The following is a 20,539-nucleotide window of genomic DNA, read 5'->3' on the forward strand; positions in this document are numbered from 1 at the left end:
TCCTAGAGCAACTCGTGAAGCAACGCAAACGGACTACGCATCCGCTTGGATGATCTCAGCCAAGCACAACGGGAGCGCGATCCGTTGTGACCGCCACATGTCCGTGGCCATGGAGAAGGTCCTCACTGGTGGCCAGGTCTGGGTCCCAGTGGACCTCCATGCTCGAGACCGATGGGGCCCGGCACGAGCCTGCGCATCAACCTCTACGACACCTCGACCCGAACGCTGGCGCCCCACGCCCGTCTGGTGATCGTGCCCACCCACGCCGACGCACGCGACGACCAAAGGCATGGCAGCCCTGCTCGACAACCACCGCGCCGCGCTGCTGACGCTGTAACTCCCCCGGATCGGTAGGCGGTCACCTCAAGGTCCTGCTCGAAGCCGGCGTACTGCTCCGCGGGCGATCCCGACGCTCGACCGCGCGGCTCCGGGCGCCTAGTGTCATGGACATGTCGTCTCCCCGAATCACGCTCGGCGCGATCAACAGTGAGGCCACCGATCCTGAGGCACTTGCGCGGTTCTGGGCGGCTGTCATCGGGAGCAGCCAAGAGTCGGCCGGGGGCTCGGTCTATCTGCCTCCGGCCCAGCCGGGTGGTCTCGCCATGTTCTTTCAACCTTTCAACGGTCCCCGGCCTGACCGCCAGACGATGCACCTTGACCTGACCGTCCCTTGGGGGGAGCGGCGTATGGAGGTCGCTCGATTGGAGAAGCTCGGCGCGACCACGCGCTGGCATGTGTTGGACGAGTACCCGCATGTGCAGTGGACGACGATGGCCGACCCCGAGGGCAATCTCTTCTGCCTCGCGGAGCACCCGCCCAAGTCCTGATCCCGATAAGCGATCGGCCGTTGCGCCGACGCACCGCCGCATGCGCTCCGTTGCCCTAGAACCGGAGGAGGGCTACGCAGGACTAGGCGGCGATGCTGCGGCTGGGCCCCTGCGGTACGTCATGGGCCGACCGGCGGCTCAACTGCGAGCGCCGGGCCACGACGCGGCGTCATCCCGAGAGCGACGCTGGCCGCGGCCAGGGCGGCGCCCACGACGAGCACCCACGCGAGCGTGAAGGCGTCGTGGGCTGCAGCGTATGTCGCGGGAGCACCCAGGACGGCGACCAGCACCGCGACCCCGAGGACAGTGCCGATCTGGCGGCTCATGTTCATCACTGCGCTGCCGGTCGCGGTTGCCTGCGCGGGCAGGTCGGCGGTCCCGGACGCGAGGATTGTGGGGAGGGCGAACCCCACGCCGGCGCCGACCAGGACCTGGCCGGCCAGCATCTCGCGCACCCAGTGCGGCTCGGCGCCCACCTGGGCGAGGATCGAGGTGTAGCCGGCCGCGATCAGCAGGCACCCGAGCGCGGCGAGACGTCCCGCCGGGACCCCGCGCCGGGCGAGCCGGGTGCCGGCGTACGCCGTGAGCTGCACCGTGACCGGTCCTGGGGCGATAGCCAGCCCGGTGCGCACCGCGCCGTACCCCCAGACCTCCTGGAACCACAGAATCGTGGACAGCAGGCCCGCACCGAAGGACATGCTGAAGACGAACGATGCGGCGTTCGACCAGGCGAAGGTGCGAACCCTCAGCAGCGCCGGAGACACGACCGGCGAGGGGTGCCTGCTCGTGCGGGCGACGAAGAGGAGGGACCCGACGACCGTGACCGCGAAAGCGGTCAGGCACCTCGCGTCCGACCAGCCCCAGTCCGGCCCCTTGACCACGCCGAGGGCGAGGGCACCGACCGTGAGCGCGAGGACGGCTGCGCCCAGCAGGTCCGGCACCCGGTCCCCGCCTCCGTCGCGCACGTCGGGCACCCAGGCCAGCGTCGCGATGACAGCCGCCGCCCCGATGGGGATGTTCACCAGGAAGACCCACTGCCACGCGAGATGGACAAGCAGGCCGCCCACGACGGGCCCCACCGCGGCTGCGAGTGCGCCGGTCGCCGCCCAGACGCGTACAGCATGCCCGCGGTGCTGCGGGTCCGTGGCGCGCAGGAGGAGGGAGAGGCTGGTCGGCGTGAGTGCCGCAGCACCGGCGGCCTGGAGCATCCGGAACGCCACCAGCCACCAGAGTCCCGGGCTCACCGCGCAGGCGGCGCTCGCCAGCGTGAAGACCACCAGGCCGATCAGGAGGCCCTCCTTGCGGCCGTAGCGGTCCGCGAGGCGCCCGAGCGGAACGAGCAGGGCGGCGTACACGATCGCGTAGGCGTTCAGAACCCAGCTCAGGTCCGAGAGCGAGGCGTTCCCGAGGTCGCGCCCGATGGTGTCGAAGGCGACGTTGACGATGAAGAGGTCGAGGCTGGCCATGAAGGCCGCGGCCGAGAGCACCAGCAGCACCCGGCCTTGGCGAACGCGGCCCGGCGGGTCGGAGGGCACCGCCGACTCTACGGACAGCTGACTCTGGATTTCCATAGTCAGAGGGTGCCAGCCTGAGTATGGTTTGCACAAGTCAGGGGTAGGCTGGGTCTATGGCTTTCGCACTCGCCGGCGCCATGGCGCGCCGTAGCCGCCGGTCTCCCGGCGACCGCTGCCCGATCGACCGGACCATGCAACTCATCGGGACGCGCTCGGCCGTGCTGCTCCTGCGCGAGGCGTACTTCGACACCAGTCGCTTCGATGACTTCGTCCGTCGCACCGGACTCACCGAGGCGGTCGTCGCCGCCCGGCTGCGCGACCTCGTCGATGCTGGCCTCCTGGAGCGGCAGCCCTATCAGGAGCCCGGCCAGCGCACCCGACACGCCTACGTGCTGACGCTCTCCGGTCGCGACCTGATGCCGGCCGTGATCGCACTGGGGCAGTGGGGCGCCAAGCACTTGCCCGGAACCCGGCCCCGAGTCCTCGAGCACCTCGACTGCGGCAAGCGCGTGCGCGTCGTCGCAGAGTGCGACGCTCACCACCGCGTGGGCGTCGACGAAGTCGTGGTCAGTTGACCCGGAGGAATCACCCGAGTACCGCACTGACTGGATAGCGTCCTACGCATGCCCATCAGACTCGAGAACGTCGGTATCGCCGTCCGTGACCTCGAAGCGACGATCGCCTTCTTCACCGACCTGGGGCTCACCGTCCTCGGCCGCGACACGGTCAGTGGAGAGTGGACGGACACTGCCGTCGGACTCGACGGCAATCACGCCAAGATCGTCATGCTTCAGACGCCAGACGGAAACGGCCGCCTCGAGCTCTTCGAGTACATCCATCCTGACGCAATCGAGACAGAGCCCACCCGACCGAACGAGATCGGCATGCACCGCGTCGCCTTTTCAGTCGACGACATCGACGCGGCCCTGGAGATCGCCGCGAGACACGGGTGCCACCCGCTGCGCGGCGTGGCCACGTACGGCGACGTGTACAAGCTCAGCTACGTCCGCGGTCCCAGCGGGATCATCGTCATGCTTGCCCAGGAGTTGAAGCGTTAGACGATCCGATCGCTCCTGTGGGAGCCCGCGAGAGAAGTCGCCGATCGGCGGACGGCGGCCGAAGGTGACCAAGACGCGGCGCATGTGGGCACACCAGGTGGCTAGCGTGGTGTCCATGGACTTGTACGAGGTGATGCGCACGACCGCGGCGGTGCGGGACTTCACCGACGACCCGCTGCCCGACGACGTGCTCCGCACGATCCTCGACAACGCGCGCTTCGCCCCGAGCGGCGGCAACCGCCAGGGGACCCAGGTCGTGGTGGTCCGGGACTCCACGACGCGCGAGCGGCTCGTCGAGATCACCGAACCGGGCGCACGGCGCTACCACGCACAGCGCGCGGCCGGCGAGACGCCGTGGAGTGCGTTCAGACCCAGCACGGTCACCGACGAGCAGGTGGCGCAGACCCGCGTGCCCGCCTCGGTCACCGACCCGATCCGCAGGGCAGCCGTGGTTCTCGTGGTCTGCGTCGACCTGCGTGCGGTCGCGGCGCTGGACCTGCATCTTGATCGGGTCGGCATCGTCGGAGGCGCCTCGGTGTATCCACTGGTGTGGAACATCCTGCTGGCTGCCCGGAATGAGGGGTTCGGCGGAACGATCACCACGATGGCCGTCGCCGAGGAGCCGGCGTTGAAGCAGCTGCTCGGCATCCCCGAGCCGTACGCCGTCGCGGCCGTCGTGCCACTGGGCAGGCCGGTCAAACAGCTCGCCCGCCTGACCCGCGCCGAGGTCGAGGACTTCACCCACCTCGAGCACTGGGACGGCGGGCCGCTCCGAGCCTAGTCTCAGGTCATGAGCGAAGTCGACTTCGCGGCAATCGACGCCGAGCGCGAGCGGATCCGAGCGACGTACCTGCAGCCCGCCGACGGCCGCCCGGCGTCCAGTGCCCGGGGACTGCACCACTTCGCACTGGTCGCCCGCGACGTCGAGGAGACCGTGCGGTTCTACCAGGAACTGCTGGAGTTCCCGCTGACAGAGATCTTCGAGAACCGCGACTACCCGGGCTCGAACCACTTCTTCTTCGACCTCGGCCACGACAACCTGTTGGCGTTCTTCGACTTCCCCGGCCTGGACGTCGGCCCGTACGCCGAGGTGCTCGGCGGACTCCACCACATCGCGATCTCCGTCGAACCCAAGAGCTGGGAGCGCCTCAAGGAGAAGCTCGACCAGGCAGGGATCGAGTACCTGGAGGAGAGCGGCACGTCGATCTACTTCCGCGATCCGAACGGCGCGCGGCTTGAGCTCATCGCCGACCCGCTTGGGGAGATGTACGGCACCGCGGTGCTGTGAAGCACAGGCACCGCGATCCACGCCGGACTACTCAGCCCACCAGGAGGTACGCCGAGAGGCCCAGTCCGGCCGCGCCGATGGCCCAGCGGAGCGGCCGTTCGGGGAGCACCCGGACCAATTGGGGCCCGAGCCAGCTGCCGATCACCCCACCGGTCGCCAGCGCGATTGCCGGCGGCCAGGCGACCGGCGCGAGGAGCATGTAGGCAACCGCGGCCACCACGTTGGCGGTGCTGGTGGCGACGTTCTTCACTGCGTTGGTGATCGCGAACGGTTCGCTCGTGCGCAGGGCGAGCACCGCCAGCAGGATGATCCCCGACCCGGCGCCGAAGTAGCCGCCGTACACGCCGACCACGACGATCAAGAGGTGGCCGCGCCACGACGTGGTCACGGCCGGCAGTTGCTCCGCGCCGAGAGCGGCGGCGCGACGGCGGCGTTGCGACCACCGGCGGATCTGGTCCCTCATCAACAGCAGCAGGGCACCGAGCGCGACCAGCCAGGGGACGATCGCGGTGAAGGTGGACTCGTCCGTGGTGAGCAGCAATGCCGCGCCCAGGGCGCCACCGAGACCGCACTGGAGCATCAACCAGCGCAACCGCCGCCACTGCCCGGCAAGCTCGCGGCGGGAGCCGAGCGCGGCACCGGCCGAGTTGGCGACCAGGGCGACGGTGTTGGTGACGTTGGCGTGCAACGGGGAGAGGCCGATGAGCAGCAGTGCCGGATAGCTGACCAGTGACGACAGCCCGGCCACCGATCCGGTCAGGCCGGCGCCGAGGCCCGCGACCACGAGGAGCAGGGCCTCGGCGTGGCTCACTTCTCTGCAGGCTGGACGGGTGCCTTCACAGCGGTCACGGGGCAGTGTGCGCTGAGCAGGATGCGCTGCGAGGTGGACCCCATCACGAGCTTGCCCACCGGGGAGCGGCGGCGTAGGCCGATCACCAGCAGGTCGGTGGACTCCTCGTAGGAAAGGTCGATGAGCTCGGTGGCCGCGTCGAAGTCGGAGTCGACGCCACGCACGGACACGACGGGGTGGCCGATCGAAGCCTGCGCGAGCGCGAGGTCGGCGGCGAACTCGGCGGTGCCCTCGACCGACGTCGTGACGACCAGCGTGAGGTCGGTCTTGCGGATGGTGCACTCGCGGATGGCGTGGCCGAGTGCGGCGCGCCCCTCCGAGGTCGGGAGATAGCCCACGCAGACGGTCATCGCACGACCTCGGGAACAGGCGTCAGCACTCTGCCGGCTGCCAGGTAGCTGGCCAGGTTGTCCAGGGTCAGCTGTTCCATGGCCGCTCGGGTCTCGACGGTGCCACTGCCGACGTGGGGCAGCAGCACCACGTTGTCCAAGCCGAGGAGAGCCTCGGGAACCTTCGGTTCGGCGGCGAACACGTCCAGCCCGGCGCCGGCGAGACGACCTTCCACGAGCAGGTCGACCAGCGCGTCCTCGTCGACGACGCTTCCGCGTGCGATGTTGATCAGGTAGCCCTCGGGACCCAGCGCAACCAGGGCGTCACGGTCGACCAGGCCACGGGTGCCGGCGCCTCCGGCAGTGGCGACGACGAGGATCTCGACGGCAGCGGCGAGGGATGTCGCGGTCGGGTGATAGCCGTAGTTGCTGCCGGAGAGCTCGGTGCGCTGGTGATAGCTGATCGGACAGCCGAACGCCTCGAACCGGGTAGCGATGGCACGGCCGATCCGGCCCAGGCCGAGGATGCCGACCCGCTTGCCGGACACCCGGTGCATCAGCGGGAAATTGCCTTCGGTCGGCCATGCGCCCCGTCGGACGTAGCGGTCGGCCGCGCTGAGTCCGCGGAGCACGTCCAGGGTCAGGCCGAGGGCCGTGTCGGCGACGCAGTCGGTGAGCACGTCCGGGGTGTTGGACACCAGGATCCCGCGCTCGACGGCCTGCGCGATGTCGGTGGTGTCGTAGCCGACCCCGAAGTTGACCACGGCGCCGAGCGACGGCAGCGCACGCATCAGGTCGGTGCCGACGCCGGTGCGTCCCGAGGTGACCGCGACCGTGACGGCTGCGCCATGCTCGGCGAGGAAGGAGCCACGCTCGCTGCCCTCAGGGAGCACCAGCGCGTCGTACGTCGTCGCCAGCGTCTGGGCGAGCGACGGCTTGAGCGGCCCGACCTGGAGCACGCGTTTCATGAGGTTGCCTCTCTGTCGAGGGCCGGCCGCTTCGGGTCGAAGGTCCAGCCGGGGATGAGGTACTGCATGGCGAGCGCGTCGTCCCGGGCGCCGAGGCCCTGGGTGAGGTAGAGCTCGTGGGCGGCCTGGAGCCGGTCCTCGTCGATCTCGACGCCCAGCCCGGGCGCCGAGGGGACGGTGAGGCAGCCATCGGTGATCGTCAGGGGGTGACGGGTGATCCGCTGGCCGTCCTGCCAGATCCAGTGGGTGTCGATCGGTGCGATCTCGCCGGGGGCGGCGGCCGCAACGTGGGTGAACATCGCCAGCGAGACGTCGAAGTGGTTGTTGGAGTGCGAACCCCAGGTGAGGCCCCAGGCCTGGCAGAGCTGGGCGACGCGGACCGAGCCCGCCATCGTCCAGAAGTGCGGGTCGGCAAGGGGGATGTCCACCGCGCCCGACCGCACCGCGTGCCCCAGCTCTCGCCAGTCGGTGGCGATCATGTTGGTGGCGGTGGTCAGTCCGGTGGCGCGCTTGAACTCGGCCATCACCTCGCGACCGGAGAAGCCGGCCTCGGCGCCGCAGGGGTCCTCGGCGTATGCGACGACGTCGCGCATCGCCCGGCCGTACCGGATCGCGTCGTCGAGCAGCCAGCCACCGTTGGGGTCGAGGGTGATCCGGGCCTCCGGGAAGCGTTCGGCGAGGGCCTTGACGGTGGCGACCTCCTGCTCGCCAGGCAGCACGCCGCCCTTGAGCTTGAAGTCGCTGAAGCCGTAGCGCGCTTGTGCGGCCTCCGCCAGCGCGACCACCGAGTCCGGGGTCATCGCCTCCTGGTGGCGGATCCGGGTCCACGCGTCAGCGCCTTCCGGCTCGCTGAGGTAGGGCAGGCCGGTGCGTTCCTGGTCACCGACGAAGAAGAGGTAGCCGAGGGCGCGGACCCGGTCCCGCTGCTGGCCCTCACCGAGCAGCTCGGCGACCGGCACCCCGAGCGCCTGACCGTGCAGGTCGAGCAGGGCGGACTCGAGCGCGGTGACCACGTGCACCGTGGTCCGCAGGTCGAAGGTCTGCAGCCCACGGCCGCCGGCGTCACGTCCGGCGAAGGCGGCGGACACCGCGCGCAGCACGCTGCGGTACGTCGCGACTCGCGCGCCGACCACCTCGGACGCCGACTCCTCCAGGGTGCGCCGGATCGCCTCTCCGCCGGGCACCTCCCCGACCCCGACACGGCCCTCGGAGTCGCTCACCAGCACGATGTTGCGGGTGAAGAAGGGGCCGTGGGCGCCGCTGAGGTTGAGCAGCATGCTGTCGTGGCCCGCGACCGGCACCACCCGGACGCGGGTGACCACCGGCCCCCGGACCTCACTCACGGGTGAGCTCACCGTCCACCAGGCGCCATAGCTCGAGGGGGTTGCCAGGAGCGACCGCCGCCGGCAACAGTCCGGTCGGAACGTCCTGGTAGGCGACCGGACGGACAAAGCGCTCGATCGCCAACGTGCCGACCGAGGTGCTCCGCCCGTCGGCCGTCGCCGGGAACGGTCCGCCGTGCACCATCGCGTGGCTGACTTCGACGCCGGTCGGCCAGCCGTTGAAGATGACCCGGCCGACCTTGTCCTCGAGCACGGGGACCAGCGCGGCGGCAGCCGGGTGGTCGCTCTCGACGGCGTGCACGGTCGCGGTCAGTTGACCCTCGAGGCTGCCGGCCGCATCGGCGAAGGCAGCCGCGTCGCGCAGCCGGACGACGAGAGAGGACGCACCGAAGACCTCCTCGCGCATGGCCGGCTCGGCCGCGAAGTCCGCCCCCGAGGTCTCGAAGACGTGCGCTTGCCCGGCCGCGGCGAGGGTTCCGTCCTGCTGGCCGGCTCCCACCTCGGAGACCGTGCCCAGGGACTGCAACCGGGCGACGCCCTCGACATAGGCCTGCTGGATGGCCGGGTTGAGCATCGGCAGGGCCGCGCTCTCGACGACCGCGGCGCCGGCAGACCTGACGAACGCGTCGAGGTCCGGGCCGTCGACCCCGAAGACGAGGCCGGGATTGGTGCACAGTTGGCCGACGCCTACGGTCAGGGACGCGACGTACGCCCTGCCCAGGCCCTCGGCGTCCGCCGCCAGGGCTCCGGGCATCAGGAAGACGGGGTTGATGCTCGACATCTCGGCGTACACCGGGATCGGCACCGGGCGGGCGGCGGCCGCGGCCATCAGCGCAAGACCCGCCTGTCGGGACCCGGTGAACCCGACCGCCTTGATGTGCGGGTCGCTCACCAGGGCGATGCCGGCATCGGCCCCGCCCCCGAAGACCATCGAGAACACGCCTTGCGGGAGGTCGCTCTGCGCGACTGCGTCGGCGATGGCTCCGGCCACCAGCTCGGAGACGCCGGGGTGGGCGTTGTGCGCCTTGACCACGACCGGGCAACCGGCCGCGAGGGCCGAGGCGGTGTCGCCGCCGGCCACCGAGAACGCGAGCGGGAAGTTGCTCGCACCGAAGACCGCCACCGGACCGACCGGCACCTTGCGCTGGCGGATGTCCGGCCGCGGCAGCGGGGTGCGGTCGGGCAGGGCTGGGTCGATGCGGGCACCCACCCAACTGCCGTCGCGGACCAGCTTCGCGAAGAGGCGCAGCTGGTTGATGGTGCGAGCCATCTCACCGCGCACCCGCGGCTCGACGATCCCGGTCTCCTGCTGCACGCGGTCCACCAGCGTGTCGCCGAGGGCGTCGATGTTCTCGGCGATCCGCTCCAGGAACGCGGCCCGCTGCTGCGGATCGGTCTCGCGGTAGACGGGGTGGGCCGCGCCCGCCAGCCGGGCAGCCTGCTGCACCTGGGCGAGCCCGGCCTGTCCGTACGCCGGCTCGAGTCGTTCGCCGGTGCGCGGGTCGACGCCGTTGACGCTGCCCTCAGTCCCGTGCACGCGGTCCGCGCCGATGAACATCGCTCCAGTGAGCGAGGGTGCCGTCATTCTCAGATCACCTTCTTGACCAGGTCGGTGAGCTCGGCGAGCTCAGGGGTGGTGAGGTCGCTCAGCGGGGGACGGACCGGGCCCGCGGGCCGGCCCGCGGCGGTCAGCCCCGCCTTGACGATCGACACGCCGTAGCCGGGCTGCCGGTCGCGGATGGCGATGTAGGGGACCAGGAAGTCGCGCACCTTCTCATAGACCGCTGCCCGGTCCTGGGCGCGTGCGGCGGCGTAGAAGTCCAGCGCCCACTGCGGGGCGAAGTTGAAGATCGCCGAGGAGTAGGTGGAGGCACCCAGCTCCATGTAGGGCAGGGCGTAGGTCTCGGCGGTGGGCAGCCCGCCGATCAGCACGAGCCGGTCGGCGTACTGGGAGTAGAGCGTCGCCATCAGGTCGATGTCGCAGATGCCGTCCTTGAACCCGATGAAGTTCGGGAACTCGTCGACCAGGCGACCGATCGTCTCGGCGTTGTAGCGCCCGTTCGCCCGGTGGTAGACGACCACTCCGACCGACGTCGCCGCGCACACCCGTGCCACGTGGGTGTACAGGCCCTCGGCGGTGCCCTCGGTCAGGTAGGGCGGCAGCAGCAGGATGCCGTCGGCGCCGTCCGCCTCGGCCTGTTGGGCCATCTCGATGGCGGTGGCGGTGCCGTAGCCAGCCGAGCCCATCACCGGGAGCCGTCCCGCGGTCTCCTCGATCGTCGCGCGCAGCACTCGGGACACCTCGTCGGCCGTCAGCGAGAAGAACTCACCCGTCCCGCCCGGCGCGAACAGGCCGGCGACGCCGTACTGGCCGAGGAACTGCAGGTGCTCGCGGTAGCCCGACTCGTCGAACCCGTAGTCGGCGGTGGCGTGGGTGACGGGGAACGACACCAGGCCGGCGCCCAGGGCTGTGCGCAGTTCGATGGGCGAGTAACGGGTCATCAGGATCTCCAGGAGGTTCGTCGAGGGCCGGGATTTCGAGCGGATGTGGTGCCCTGGGAAGCGGGTGCCTCCGCGTCATCAGAATTCACGCTAACAGATTGCGGCTACCTATTGGAACATCATCTACATATGTGTATCGTCACCCGCATGATCTGTGCCCGTCGCCACAGCGCCGACCCCCGGGCTGCCCGGGCGCCGTACCCAGGTCAGCCCGCCAGAGCCGGTCACCTCCCCGCCCGAGCTCGCTAGCACCGGAGGAAGTCATGTCCCAAGCCCCATCTCGTCGGCCGGTCCGATCCCGCCGTCGTCGGAGCATCGTCCTGACCGCCCTAGCCCTGGGCATCTGCACCGTGGGATCCGCCTGCGGCGTCAGCTCGGGGTCCAGCAGCTCGGCCGACAACGTGCGGATCGTGCTGCAGAACGAGCCGCCGACCCTGGAGCCGTGCGACTCCTCCAACACCGGCGACGGCGTGGTCGAGCGCTCCAACATCACCCAGCCGCTGATGGAGCTCGACCTGTCCAACGGCAAGCTCAGCCCGCTGCTGGCCACGGCGTGGAAGAAGACCTCGCCGACCACCTACACCTTCACGATGCGCAAGGGTGTGAAGTTCAGCGACGGCTCCACCTTCGACGCGAAGGACGCCGCGTACTCCATCGACCGCACGGTGAACAACACCAAGCTCGGCTGCTTCGTTGACGGCTACGTCTTCGGTGACGAGAAGGTGCAGGTGAAGGCGGTCGACGCCAACACCCTCACGGTCTCGACGGCCAAGCCCGACCCGATCCTGCCGCTGCGGCTCTCGTTCGTCGAGATCGTGCCGACCTCCACGAGCGACACCGCGAAGGTCCGCGAGCCGGTCGGCACCGGCCCCTACAAGATCAAGAGCTGGGATGCCGGTCAGAAGCTGACCCTCGAGGCCAACCCGGACTACTGGGGTCCGGCGCCGGCCTACAAGACGGCGACCTACGTGTGGCGCTCCGAAGGGACAGTGCGGGCGGCGATGGTCAAGGACGGTGAGGCTGACATCGCCACCCAGATCGGTCCCGACGACGGTGCCGGCGACCTCGCGGTCCAGTTCCCCGACGACCAGACCGTGGCGCTGCGCTCGCAGGGGTACATCGCCCCGCTGAACGACATCCGGGTCCGGGAGGCCATCAACTATGCGATCGACCGCAACGGGATCGTGAAGTCCCTGTTCAACAGCGAGTCGACGGTCGCGGCACAGCTGGTCCCCAAGGGGATCACCGGTTACAACGACACGATCAAGCCCTGGCCGACCGATGTGGCGAAGGCCAAGCAGCTCATCGGCCAGGCGAAGGCAGCCGGAGTGCCGGTCACGACGCCGATCACGCTGTACGCCCGCACCGCCCAGTTCCCCAAGATCGCCGAGATCGTCCAGGTCGTGCAGAAGGAGCTGAGCAACGTCGGTCTGAACGTCAAGATCCAGATGGTCGACACCACGCGCTCGAACGAGCTTCAGCAGCGTCCGTTCCCGAAGGGGATAGGCCCGTACCTGCTGGTGATCCAGCACGGCAACCAGGCCGGTGACGCGGCATTCAGCGTCGACCAGTACATGCTGAGCGACGGTTTCCAGAGCGCGTTCGGGACCCCCGCCCTGGACAAGCTGATCAAGTCGGCCGAGGCCAAGTCGGGCCCGGCCCGGCAGCAGGCGTTCGAGAAGGTCTTCGCCTACGAGCCGACTCACGTCAACCAGTTCGCCTACATCGCGCACATGACCGGCATGATGGCGATCGCGAAGGACGTGCACTACCAGCCGGACGTGAACACCGAGAACGAGATGCACCTCGCGGCGATGTCCCCTGCGAAGTGAGTGGCGGGCGGCCGGCCGCAGGCCGGCCGGCCGCCCTACCACCCCTTCGTCCCCCGTGCTTTGATCAACCCCGTCGATCCATGAGGACGTCTGATGCTCCTATTCCTTCGCAGGCGGACGCTGACGAGTCTGCTGCCCTTGCTGTTCGTCCTGATCGGCGTCTTCGTGCTGGCCCGGCTGACCGGCAACCCGACGTCGCTCTACCTGCCTGAGTCGGCCACGCCCGAGCAGCGCCACGTCTTCGCCGCCACCCACGGCTTCAACAACCCGATCTGGCAGCAGCTCCTGGACTACCTCAAGGGCATCCCGCACCTCGACTTCGGCACCTCCCTGCGCACCGGCGAGACGGCCGCATCGATGGCGCTGCGCGCCTTCCCCAACACCCTCCAGCTGGCTGTTGCCACCATGGTGCTCTCGATCGTGATCGCGGTGGTGCTCGGTAGCTGGGCGGCGTACCGACCGAACTCGCTGGCAGACGGGATCTCGTCGGTGCTGTCGATGACCGCGGGCAGCGTCCCGGACTTCTGGTTCGCGATCATGGGGGTCTGGATCTTCGCAGTCATCCTGGGCGTGCTGCCCACCTCCGGCGTGGACAACGGGTTGCTGTCGTGGGTGCTGCCGGTGGCGACCCTGGCCGTGAGGCCGGTGGGCGTGCTCACCCAGGTCGTCCGCGGCGCGATGGTCTCGGCACTGTCGGCGCCGTACGTCCGGCTGGCCCGCAGCAAGGGCGCCACCGACGTCCGACTGGTGACCCACCACGCGTTGCGCAACGCCGCCGCTCCCGCGCTGACCGTCGCCGGTGACCTGGCGGTCGGTCTGGTCAACGGCGCCGTCGTGGTCGAGACCATCTTCGGCTGGCCGGGCATCGGCAAGCTGATGATCGACTCGATCGTCGGCCGGGACTTCGCGGTCCTGCAGGCCTGCGTCCTGCTCACCGCGCTGTCGATCTTCGTGCTGAACATCCTCATCGACCTCGGCTACGCACTGCTCGACGCGCGCGTCCGCGAGACGGTCAAGGCCTAGGAGACGGACATGACCTCACTGATCGACCCGATGGAGTCCACCGCGGACGGGCCCCTGGACCCGCCCGAGGGAGCCGACCCGCGCAGCGCCAAGCTCGGGATGTGGCGTCTCCTCCTGAGGGACAAGATGGCGACCGTAGCGCTCGGAGTGCTCACCCTGATCGTGCTGGCCACCGTGGTCGGATCGCTGCTGATCGGCGGTTCGGCCAACGACCAGAACCTGTCCAGGGGCGCGGTCGGCCCGTTCTCGCTCGACCACGGCTGGTTGTACGTGCTGGGCAGCGACACGCTCGGCCGGAGCATGGTCGCCCGGATGGTGATCGGCGGTCGCACCACCCTTCTGGTCGCCGTGCCTGCTGTGCTGATCTCGCTGGTCGTCGGTTCGTTGATCGGGATGTGGGCCGGCTACCACCGCGGCTGGCGGGAGACCCTCGCGATGAGGGTCGCCGACGTGATCATGAGCTTCCCGTCGCTGTTGATGGCCGTGGTCGTGCTCTACGTGTTCTCCCCGAGCGCCAGCATGATCGTGCTGGTCCTGGCCATCACGCGGATCCCGATCTACCTGAGGACCGCGCGGGCGGAGTCCGCCGAGCTGCAGAGCCGCACCTTCGTGGATGCGGCGCGGACGTTCGGCACCAGGCCCACCTCGATCATCCGGCGCCATGTCTTCCCGATCGTGCTTCCGACCCTGCTCACGGTGGCGACGCTCGACTTCTGCTACGTGATGCTGGCCGAGTCGTCGCTCAGCTTCCTGGGCATCGGGATCCAGCCGCCGGGCGTGAGCTGGGGCCTGATGGTCTCCCAGGGCCGGGACTACCTGCAGACGTCGTGGTGGCTGTCGTTCTTCCCCGGCCTGGCCATCGTCATCACCGCGGTCGCCTCGACCGTGTTGGCCTCGTGGGTCCGGATCGCGACGGATCCGGCGCAGCGCTGGCGACTGACCCTGCCGCGACGTGCCGGCCGCCGCCGGTTGCGGCGGGCCCCGATAGCCGAAGGAGAAGTGCTGTGACCGCGACCTCAGCAGGCCTTGACGTGGCACCCGCCCCGAACGGGGAGGTGGCCCTGGACGTCGAGGGCCTCAGCGTCGACATCCGGACGCCGTTCGGCACGGTCCGTGCGGTGAACGAGGTCTCGTTCGTGGCCCGCCGTGGCGAGACCCTCGCGCTGCTCGGTGAGTCCGGCTGTGGCAAGTCGCTCACGGCGACCGCCGTGGTGGGGCTCCTGGACCCGGTGACCGACATCGCAGGCGGCGCCGTACGTCTCAACGGCACCGACCTCATCGGGCTCCGCGGGAAGAAGCGCCGTGATCTGGCTGGTCCCGAGCTCGCCATCGTCTTCCAGGACGCGCTGACCGCGCTCAACCCGGTCTACACCGTCGGCACGCAACTCGCCGAGCCCTTCCGCATCCACCGTGGGCTGTCGAAGAAGGAGGCGCGACGGGCCGCGATCGAGCTGATGACCAGGGTCGGCATCCCCGAGCCTGAGACCCGGGTGGACGCCTACCCGCACCAGTTCTCCGGCGGCATGCGGCAACGACTGCTGATCGCCATCGCGGTGGCGCTCTCGCCGGCGGTGCTGCTGGCCGACGAGCCGACGACGGCGCTCGACGTGACGGTCCAGGCGCAGATCATGAAGCTGCTGCGAGATCTCCGGGCCGAGCGAGACATGGCGGTCGTGCTGATCACCCACGACCTCGCCCTGGTGGCCGAGCAGGCCGACCGCGTGGCGGTGATGTACGCCGGCAACGTGGTGGAGTCGGGCCCGGTCGCGGAGGTGTTCACCTCGCCGAAACACCCCTACACCAAGGGCCTCCTCGAGTCCGTGCCGGTGGCGGCCGAGCGCGGGGCAGACCTGAAGTCCATCGGTGGCTCACCACCTGAGCTGCACTCGATCCCGGAGGCCTGCGTGTACCAGGACCGCTGCCCGCTCGTTCGCGATCTCTGTCGTACGGCGCGGCCGCCACTGTTGCAGGTGGCCCGCGACCACGTGTCCGCCTGCCACTTCTCCGAGGAGGTGAACTCATGACCAGCGCCTCCCAGGAGCCGTTGCTCGAGGTACGCGATCTCAGCAAGGTGTTCCCCGTCAGGCATGGTGGGAAGACTCGTCAGCTCCGAGCGCTCGACGGCGTCAGCCTCCAGCTCGGCCGCGGAGAGACGCTCGGACTGGTCGGCGAGTCGGGGTGTGGCAAGTCGACCCTGGCCCGGACGCTGCTGATGCTCGAACGTCCCGACGGCGGCTCGATCCGGTTCGACGGGGTCGACCCGCTCTCGCTGAGCGGCAAGGAGATGCTCGACTTCCGGCGGCGGGTCCAGATGGTCTTCCAGGACCCGTTCGCCTCGCTGAACGCCCGGATGTCGGCGGGTGACATCGTCTCCGAGCCGTGGCGCACACACCGCGGGATGTACAAGACCTCACGCGACCGGGCCGCCCGCGTCCGCGAGCTCCTGCACCTCGTCGGGCTTCGCCCCAGCGATGCCGCGAAGTACCCCCAGGAGTTCTCCGGTGGTCAGCGACAGCGCCTCGGCATCGCGCGTGCGCTCGCCCTGAACCCCGACCTGATCGTGTGCGACGAGCCGGTCTCGGCGCTCGACCTCTCGGTGCAGGCGCAGGTGCTGAACCTGCTCAACGACCTGCAGAAGGAGCTCGGCGTCGCCTACCTGTTCATCTCCCACGACCTCTCGGTGGTGCGCCACGTGGCAGACCGGGTCGTGGTGATGTATCTGGGGCGGGTGGTCGAGCGCGGCACCACCGAGCCGACCTTCGACCGTCCGGTCCACCCCTACACCAGCGCGTTGATGTCGGCGGCCCCGTCACTCGACCGTGCGAAGCAGCGCAACCAGATCATCCTCGAGGGCGAGATCCCCTCACCGTTGAACCCGCCGTCGGGATGCCGCTTCCGGACCCGCTGCTGGCGGGCGACCGAGGAGTGCGCGACCACGATCCCGCCGGTCGCGCCCGACCCGCTCGACCCCACCCACGAGGCCGAGTGCTTCCACCCGCTCACTGACCAACCCGCGACCGTGGCGTCGTGAGCGGGCTGACCCCGCTCGGATTCCTCGTCATCGCCCTCGTCGTCCTCGTGGCGGCTGCACTTCAGGCCTCGATCGGTTTCGGGATGGGCATGCTCGCGGCCCCGGTGGTGGCCATCGTCGACCCCAGCCTGATCCCGGCGACGTTGCTGTTCCTCGCCCTGGTGGTGACGTCGATGACGGTGCTGACCGAGCGGCGGCACGTCGACATCGGCGGCACCGGCTGGGCCATCGCCGGGCGGGTGCCGGGAACTGTCGCCGGCGCAGTGCTGGTCGCGGTGCTTCCCGAGCGGGGACTCGCCCTGCTGCTCGCGGCCGTGGTCCTGCTGGGCGTCGTGCTCGCCACCCTCGGCTGGGCCCCGCAACCGGCCCGACCCACGCTGGTGCTGGCCGGCGCGACCTCCGGCCTGCTCGGTACGGCGACCTCGATCGGCGGCCCGCCGATGGCGCTGGTGTGGCAGGGCAAGTCCGGCCCGGGCCTGCGTGGGTCGATGAACTCCTTCGGCCTGATCGGCGGGATGCTCTCGATCACGGTGCTGTTGGCATCCGGTGCGGTCAGCGGCGAGACCTTCCGGGTGGCCGTGCTGCTGCTGCCGATGCCGATCCTGGGCTTCTGGGCCTCGCGCTACATCAACCGGTTCCTGGATCCGCGCAGGCTTCGTCGTACGGTCATCGTGGTGTCCTGCTTCGGCGCGGTCATCCTGATCGGCCAGCAGTTGGCCGGTCTGCTCGGGTAGCGCCGCTCAGCGGACGCGGTTGCGCAACGGACGGCCCTCGGCGAGGGCGTCGACGTTGTCCGTGATGTCGCGGGCGCGTCCGGCGAAGACCTCCTCGGTGTGCCCGGACTGGTGCGGGGTCAGCACCACGTTGTCGAAGCCGGCGAAGTCCAGGTGCGACGGCGGCGGCCGGTCCGGGTCGCGTGGGTTTCGCCACCACACGTCCAGGGCTGCACCCGCGATGGCGCGATCGGTGAGCGCATCGTGCAGTGCCTGCTCGTCGACGACCCCACCGCGGCTCACGTTGACCAGGATCGCGGTCGGCCGCATCCGGGCCAGCGCAGCACCATCGATCAACCCGAGGGTGGCGTCGTTGAGTGGGACGGTCAGCACGACGACGTCGGAGGACTCCAGCAGCGCATCGAGGTCGTCCCCGATCCGGACGCCCTCCAGCCCGGCCGGCACCGGCGCGGTGGTGTCGCGACGTACGGCGCGCACGTCCATGCCGAGGGCCAAGCCCATCCTGGCGACGCTTGTGCCGATCTCACCGAAGCCGACCACACCGAGGGTGAGGTCCGCGAGCACCCGGCCGAAGGGGAAGTCGGGGGTGACCATCAGGTTGCGCCACACGCCGGCGCGCATGTCGTGCTCGGAGCGAAGCACTCCTCGCAGCAGCATCGTCGAGACCATCAGCACGTGCTCGGCGATCGAACGCCCGTGGTGGAACGTGTTGGCCACCCGGACGTCGCTCGGGAGGATGTCGAGCGGGATCTTGTCGAGGCCCGCGCCGGTGACGTGCAGCAGCCGCAGGGCCGGCATGGTGGACAGCAGGGCAGGGGAGACGGACGAGCAGACCAGGACGTCCGCGCTCGGTGCCGCCGCCGCGAGCGCAGGGTCGTCGCCGAAGGCGAAGGTCCAACGGTGCGGGCTCGAGCCTCCTCGGGTGAGCACCTCGGCGAAGCGGGCCATGATGGGTTCGGTGACGAGGACCTCCAACCCGGTCATCGCGCCCTCACCACCGCTGCGGCGAGGGATCGAAGTCGGGCTCGAACCGCCGCATGTACCCGGTGTCGTCACGGGTGCGTACGTCGCACCTCTGGTACTGCTCGTGCAGGCGGGCCAGCCGGTCGCGGTCGAGCTCGACCCCGAGCCCGGGGGTGGTCGGCACCTCGACCGCACCGTCCTTGAACACCAGTGCCCCCGGAACGACGACGTCGTCCTCAGCGTCCTTCCACGGCCAGTGGGTGTCGCACGCGTAGTCGAGGTTGGGCGTCGCCGCGGCCAAGTGCGTCATCGCCGCGAGGCTGACGCCCAGATGGCTGTTGGAGTGCATCGACAGTCCGATGCCCCAGGTCTGGCAGATCGATCCGAGCGTCTGCGAACGGCGCAGTCCGCCCCAGAAGTGGTGGTCGGACAGCACCACCTGGACGGCGTCCTGGGCGACCGCAGGGGGCAGGTGGTCGAAGCTGACGACGGCCATGTTGGTCGCCAGCGGCATGCTCACCTCGCGCGCGACCGCCGCCATGCCCTCGATGCCCAGGGTGGGGTCCTCGAGGTACTCCACGATGCCGTCGAGGTCTCGGCCGACGCCGATGGAGGTCGGCACGGTCCAGGCGGTGTTGGGATCAAGACGGAGCGGGTGCTCGGGGAACTCCGCGCGCAGGGCCTTGATCGCCGCGACCTCCTCCTCGGGATGGAAGACCCCGCCCTTGAGCTTGATCGCGGAGAACCCGAACTCGTCGATGATCCGACGCGCCTGGGCGACGATCCCGTCCGGATCCAGGGCGGCGCCCCAGTCGTCGTCCGCGGCGCCGGGGTGGCCGGCCCACTTGTAGAACAGGTAGGCGGAGTACTCGACCCGATCGCGCACCGCACCCCCGAGCAACTCGCTGACGGGAACCCCGATCAGCTTGCCCTGGACGTCGAGCGCGGCGACCTCGAACGGCGAGAGCACCCGGTCGGCGGTGGACGAGGTCATCACCATGCCGCCCATGCCGTGCCCACCGAGACCGTCGTCGGCAGCGAGCGACCGGGTCACCGCGCGCAGCATCGCGTTGAGGTCGAAGACGCTGAGCCCGACGATCAGATCGGCGGCGCGGCTGAGCCGCTGCAGGTGCGGGAGGTCGCCGTAGGACTCGCCCAGGCCGTAGGTGCCGTCCTCGGTGACCACCTCGATGACCGCGCGCAGCGCGTACGGCTCGTGCACGCCGACCGTGTTCAGCAGCGGCTTGTCGCGGAAGGCCACCGGGGTCACCCGGACGGCGGTGATCCGGTGGTCGGCGGGCGGGGGCGGCGTACGGGGGACATCCACGTCGCCATCATGCCACCTGTCTACGTGTGTGGACAAGTGTCGCCCATGAAGACATCAGCTCCAGGCGATGCGGCTCTGCATCGGCGCCACCACCCGGGCGATCTTGTCGCTGGCGGACCGCAGCAGGGCGATGATCTCGGCCTCGCGCTCGGGCGAGAGTCGAGCGATCGGGATCGATGCGCTGATCGCGTCCGTCGCGGGGTGGGCGTACTCCAGCGCGATCGCGAAGCAGCGCAGGCCGAGGGTGTTCTCCTCGTTGTCGATCGCGTATCCACGCTCCCGGGTCGCGTCGAGCTCCTTGTCGAGGGCGTCCGCCTCGACGAAGGTGTGCGGGGTCAGCGGCGTCAGCGTCTGCGGCAGGTGCTGCTGGATCTCCTCGCGCGGTTGCGCCGCCAGGATCGCCTTGCCGAGCGAGGTGGAGTACGCCGGCAGGCGGCGCCCGACCCGGCTGTAGGGGCGGAGGTACTGGCTGGACTCGCGAGTGGCGAGATAGACCACGTCCTCGCCGTCGATGCGGCCGAGGTGGAAGGTCTCGTCGGTCTGCTCGCGCAGCTCGTCGAGGAAGGGCGTGACCAGCGGCAGGTAGGGGTCGGTGTCGAGGTACGTCGTACCGGCGAGCAGCGCCCGGATGCCGATGCCGTAGAGCGTGCCGGACGTGTCCGCGCGCACCCAGCCATAGGTCACCAGCGTGCGCAGCAGCGCGTGCAGGCTGCTGCGGGGGACGCCAAGGGCTTCGCTGAGCTCACGCAGACGCACCGGCTTGTTCTGCCGCGCCGCGAGGAACTCGAGGATTTCGACGGTCCTGGCCGCGGACTTCACCTCGCGAACACCCGGACCACCGTTCGGGGACGCGTCGCGAGCTGCCGCGTCGATGCTGGGGGGCGTGGTCATCTTGACTCCGTTCGAAGGCCTGGGTCGCAGCATAGTCGCCTATGAAGCAACCGGTTCAC

At 69.8% G+C, this 20,539-nt stretch carries 21 protein-coding genes; 11 read left to right on the plus strand and 10 right to left on the minus strand.

Translation table 11 applies throughout. The annotated features are described in order from the left end of the window. The first annotated feature begins 449 nt into the window (after positions 1–449). Positions 450–827 (plus strand): VOC family protein, encoded by a 378-nt coding sequence (locus Q9R13_RS15490; RefSeq protein ID WP_310962072.1) that lies wholly within the window; start codon positions 450–452, stop codon positions 825–827. 119 nt (positions 828–946) lie between these two features. On the opposite strand, the gene Q9R13_RS15495 is transcribed toward Q9R13_RS15490, so the two are convergent. Beyond that, positions 947–2,398, minus strand: a complete 1,452-nt coding sequence (locus Q9R13_RS15495) for an MFS transporter (protein ID WP_310962073.1) — start codon at positions 2,396–2,398, stop codon at positions 947–949. Between the two features lie 56 nt (positions 2,399–2,454). Here Q9R13_RS15495 and Q9R13_RS15500 point away from each other — a divergent pair, with 56 nt between their 5' ends. The 4 genes from Q9R13_RS15500 (at position 2,455) to Q9R13_RS15515 (ending at position 4,687) form a co-directional block, all read left to right on the plus strand. Then, positions 2,455–2,916: a winged helix-turn-helix transcriptional regulator gene (locus Q9R13_RS15500; protein WP_310962074.1), complete on the plus strand. Its 462-nt coding sequence runs from the start codon at positions 2,455–2,457 to the stop codon at positions 2,914–2,916. A gap of 48 nt (positions 2,917–2,964) precedes the next feature. Next, entirely contained in the window at positions 2,965–3,399 is a 435-nt protein-coding gene (locus Q9R13_RS15505; protein ID WP_310962075.1) for a VOC family protein, read from the plus strand. A gap of 115 nt (positions 3,400–3,514) precedes the next feature. Next, a complete protein-coding gene (locus tag Q9R13_RS15510; protein ID WP_310962076.1) occupies positions 3,515–4,180 on the plus strand; it encodes a nitroreductase family protein in 666 nt (221 codons plus the stop codon). Positions 4,181–4,189: 9 nt separating this feature from the next. Beyond that, complete coding sequence (locus Q9R13_RS15515; RefSeq protein WP_310962077.1) at positions 4,190–4,687, plus strand: VOC family protein; 498 nt, start codon at positions 4,190–4,192, stop codon at positions 4,685–4,687. A gap of 31 nt (positions 4,688–4,718) precedes the next feature. On the opposite strand, the gene Q9R13_RS15520 is transcribed toward Q9R13_RS15515, so the two are convergent. From Q9R13_RS15520 to kdgD, 6 genes are read right to left on the minus strand one after another with little or no spacing between them, the layout of a single operon-like run. Further along, positions 4,719–5,498 (minus strand): sulfite exporter TauE/SafE family protein, encoded by a 780-nt coding sequence (locus tag Q9R13_RS15520; protein WP_310962078.1) that lies wholly within the window; start codon positions 5,496–5,498, stop codon positions 4,719–4,721. Beyond that, positions 5,495–5,887, minus strand: a complete 393-nt coding sequence (locus Q9R13_RS15525) for a universal stress protein (RefSeq protein WP_310962079.1) — start codon at positions 5,885–5,887, stop codon at positions 5,495–5,497. Before Q9R13_RS15525 ends, Q9R13_RS15520 begins: the two co-directional genes overlap by 4 nt. Then, positions 5,884–6,834, minus strand: coding sequence for a 2-hydroxyacid dehydrogenase (locus Q9R13_RS15530; RefSeq protein WP_310962080.1), 951 nt, complete (start codon positions 6,832–6,834; stop codon positions 5,884–5,886). Before Q9R13_RS15530 ends, Q9R13_RS15525 begins: the two co-directional genes overlap by 4 nt. Continuing rightward, positions 6,831–8,177 carry an enolase C-terminal domain-like protein gene (locus Q9R13_RS15535; protein WP_310962081.1) on the minus strand — a complete coding sequence of 449 codons (1,347 nt, stop codon included), beginning with the start codon at positions 8,175–8,177 and terminating at the stop codon, positions 6,831–6,833. Before Q9R13_RS15535 ends, Q9R13_RS15530 begins: the two co-directional genes overlap by 4 nt. Beyond that, positions 8,170–9,762: an aldehyde dehydrogenase (NADP(+)) gene (locus tag Q9R13_RS15540; protein WP_310962082.1), complete on the minus strand. Its 1,593-nt coding sequence runs from the start codon at positions 9,760–9,762 to the stop codon at positions 8,170–8,172. Before Q9R13_RS15540 ends, Q9R13_RS15535 begins: the two co-directional genes overlap by 8 nt. A gap of 2 nt (positions 9,763–9,764) precedes the next feature. Then, entirely contained in the window at positions 9,765–10,679 is a 915-nt protein-coding gene (gene kdgD / locus Q9R13_RS15545; RefSeq protein WP_310962083.1) for a 5-dehydro-4-deoxyglucarate dehydratase, read from the minus strand. Positions 10,680–11,029: 350 nt separating this feature from the next. Here kdgD and Q9R13_RS15550 point away from each other — a divergent pair, with 350 nt between their 5' ends. The 6 genes from Q9R13_RS15550 to Q9R13_RS15575 all read left to right on the plus strand — a co-directional run bounded on the left by Q9R13_RS15550 (position 11,030) and on the right by Q9R13_RS15575 (position 17,299). After that, on the plus strand, positions 11,030–12,511 hold the full coding sequence (locus Q9R13_RS15550) for an ABC transporter substrate-binding protein (RefSeq protein ID WP_310962084.1): 1,482 nt from the start codon (positions 11,030–11,032) through the stop codon (positions 12,509–12,511). A gap of 93 nt (positions 12,512–12,604) precedes the next feature. Next, a complete protein-coding gene (locus Q9R13_RS15555) occupies positions 12,605–13,534 on the plus strand; it encodes an ABC transporter permease (RefSeq protein WP_310962085.1) in 930 nt (309 codons plus the stop codon). Positions 13,535–13,543: 9 nt separating this feature from the next. Further along, positions 13,544–14,542 (plus strand): ABC transporter permease, encoded by a 999-nt coding sequence (locus tag Q9R13_RS15560; RefSeq protein WP_310962086.1) that lies wholly within the window; start codon positions 13,544–13,546, stop codon positions 14,540–14,542. Further along, the gene (locus Q9R13_RS15565; protein WP_310962087.1) at positions 14,539–15,558 is read left to right on the plus strand and encodes an ABC transporter ATP-binding protein; all 1,020 of its coding nucleotides are present in this window, start codon (positions 14,539–14,541) and stop codon (positions 15,556–15,558) included. The genes Q9R13_RS15560 and Q9R13_RS15565 overlap by 4 nt, the downstream gene beginning before the upstream one ends. Next, on the plus strand, positions 15,555–16,565 hold the full coding sequence (locus Q9R13_RS15570; protein WP_310962088.1) for an ABC transporter ATP-binding protein: 1,011 nt from the start codon (positions 15,555–15,557) through the stop codon (positions 16,563–16,565). Before Q9R13_RS15565 ends, Q9R13_RS15570 begins: the two co-directional genes overlap by 4 nt. Further along, positions 16,562–17,299, plus strand: coding sequence for a sulfite exporter TauE/SafE family protein (locus Q9R13_RS15575; protein ID WP_310962089.1), 738 nt, complete (start codon positions 16,562–16,564; stop codon positions 17,297–17,299). The genes Q9R13_RS15570 and Q9R13_RS15575 overlap by 4 nt, the downstream gene beginning before the upstream one ends. A 6-nt stretch (positions 17,300–17,305) precedes the next feature. Here Q9R13_RS15575 and Q9R13_RS15580 read toward each other — a convergent pair whose 3' ends face one another. The 3 genes from Q9R13_RS15580 to Q9R13_RS15590 are packed head-to-tail and all read right to left on the minus strand — an operon-like array spanning position 17,306 to position 20,480. Continuing rightward, positions 17,306–18,283, minus strand: a complete 978-nt coding sequence (locus Q9R13_RS15580) for a 2-hydroxyacid dehydrogenase (protein ID WP_310962090.1) — start codon at positions 18,281–18,283, stop codon at positions 17,306–17,308. Between the two features lie 7 nt (positions 18,284–18,290). Next, positions 18,291–19,589: a glucarate dehydratase family protein gene (locus tag Q9R13_RS15585; RefSeq protein WP_310962091.1), complete on the minus strand. Its 1,299-nt coding sequence runs from the start codon at positions 19,587–19,589 to the stop codon at positions 18,291–18,293. A gap of 54 nt (positions 19,590–19,643) precedes the next feature. Beyond that, entirely contained in the window at positions 19,644–20,480 is an 837-nt protein-coding gene (locus tag Q9R13_RS15590) for an IclR family transcriptional regulator (protein ID WP_310962092.1), read from the minus strand. Positions 20,481–20,539: the final 59 nt, after the last annotated feature.

It is taken from the genome of Nocardioides marmorisolisilvae (assembly GCF_031656915.1).
GTDB lineage: Bacteria > Actinomycetota > Actinomycetes > Propionibacteriales > Nocardioidaceae > Marmoricola > Marmoricola terrisoli.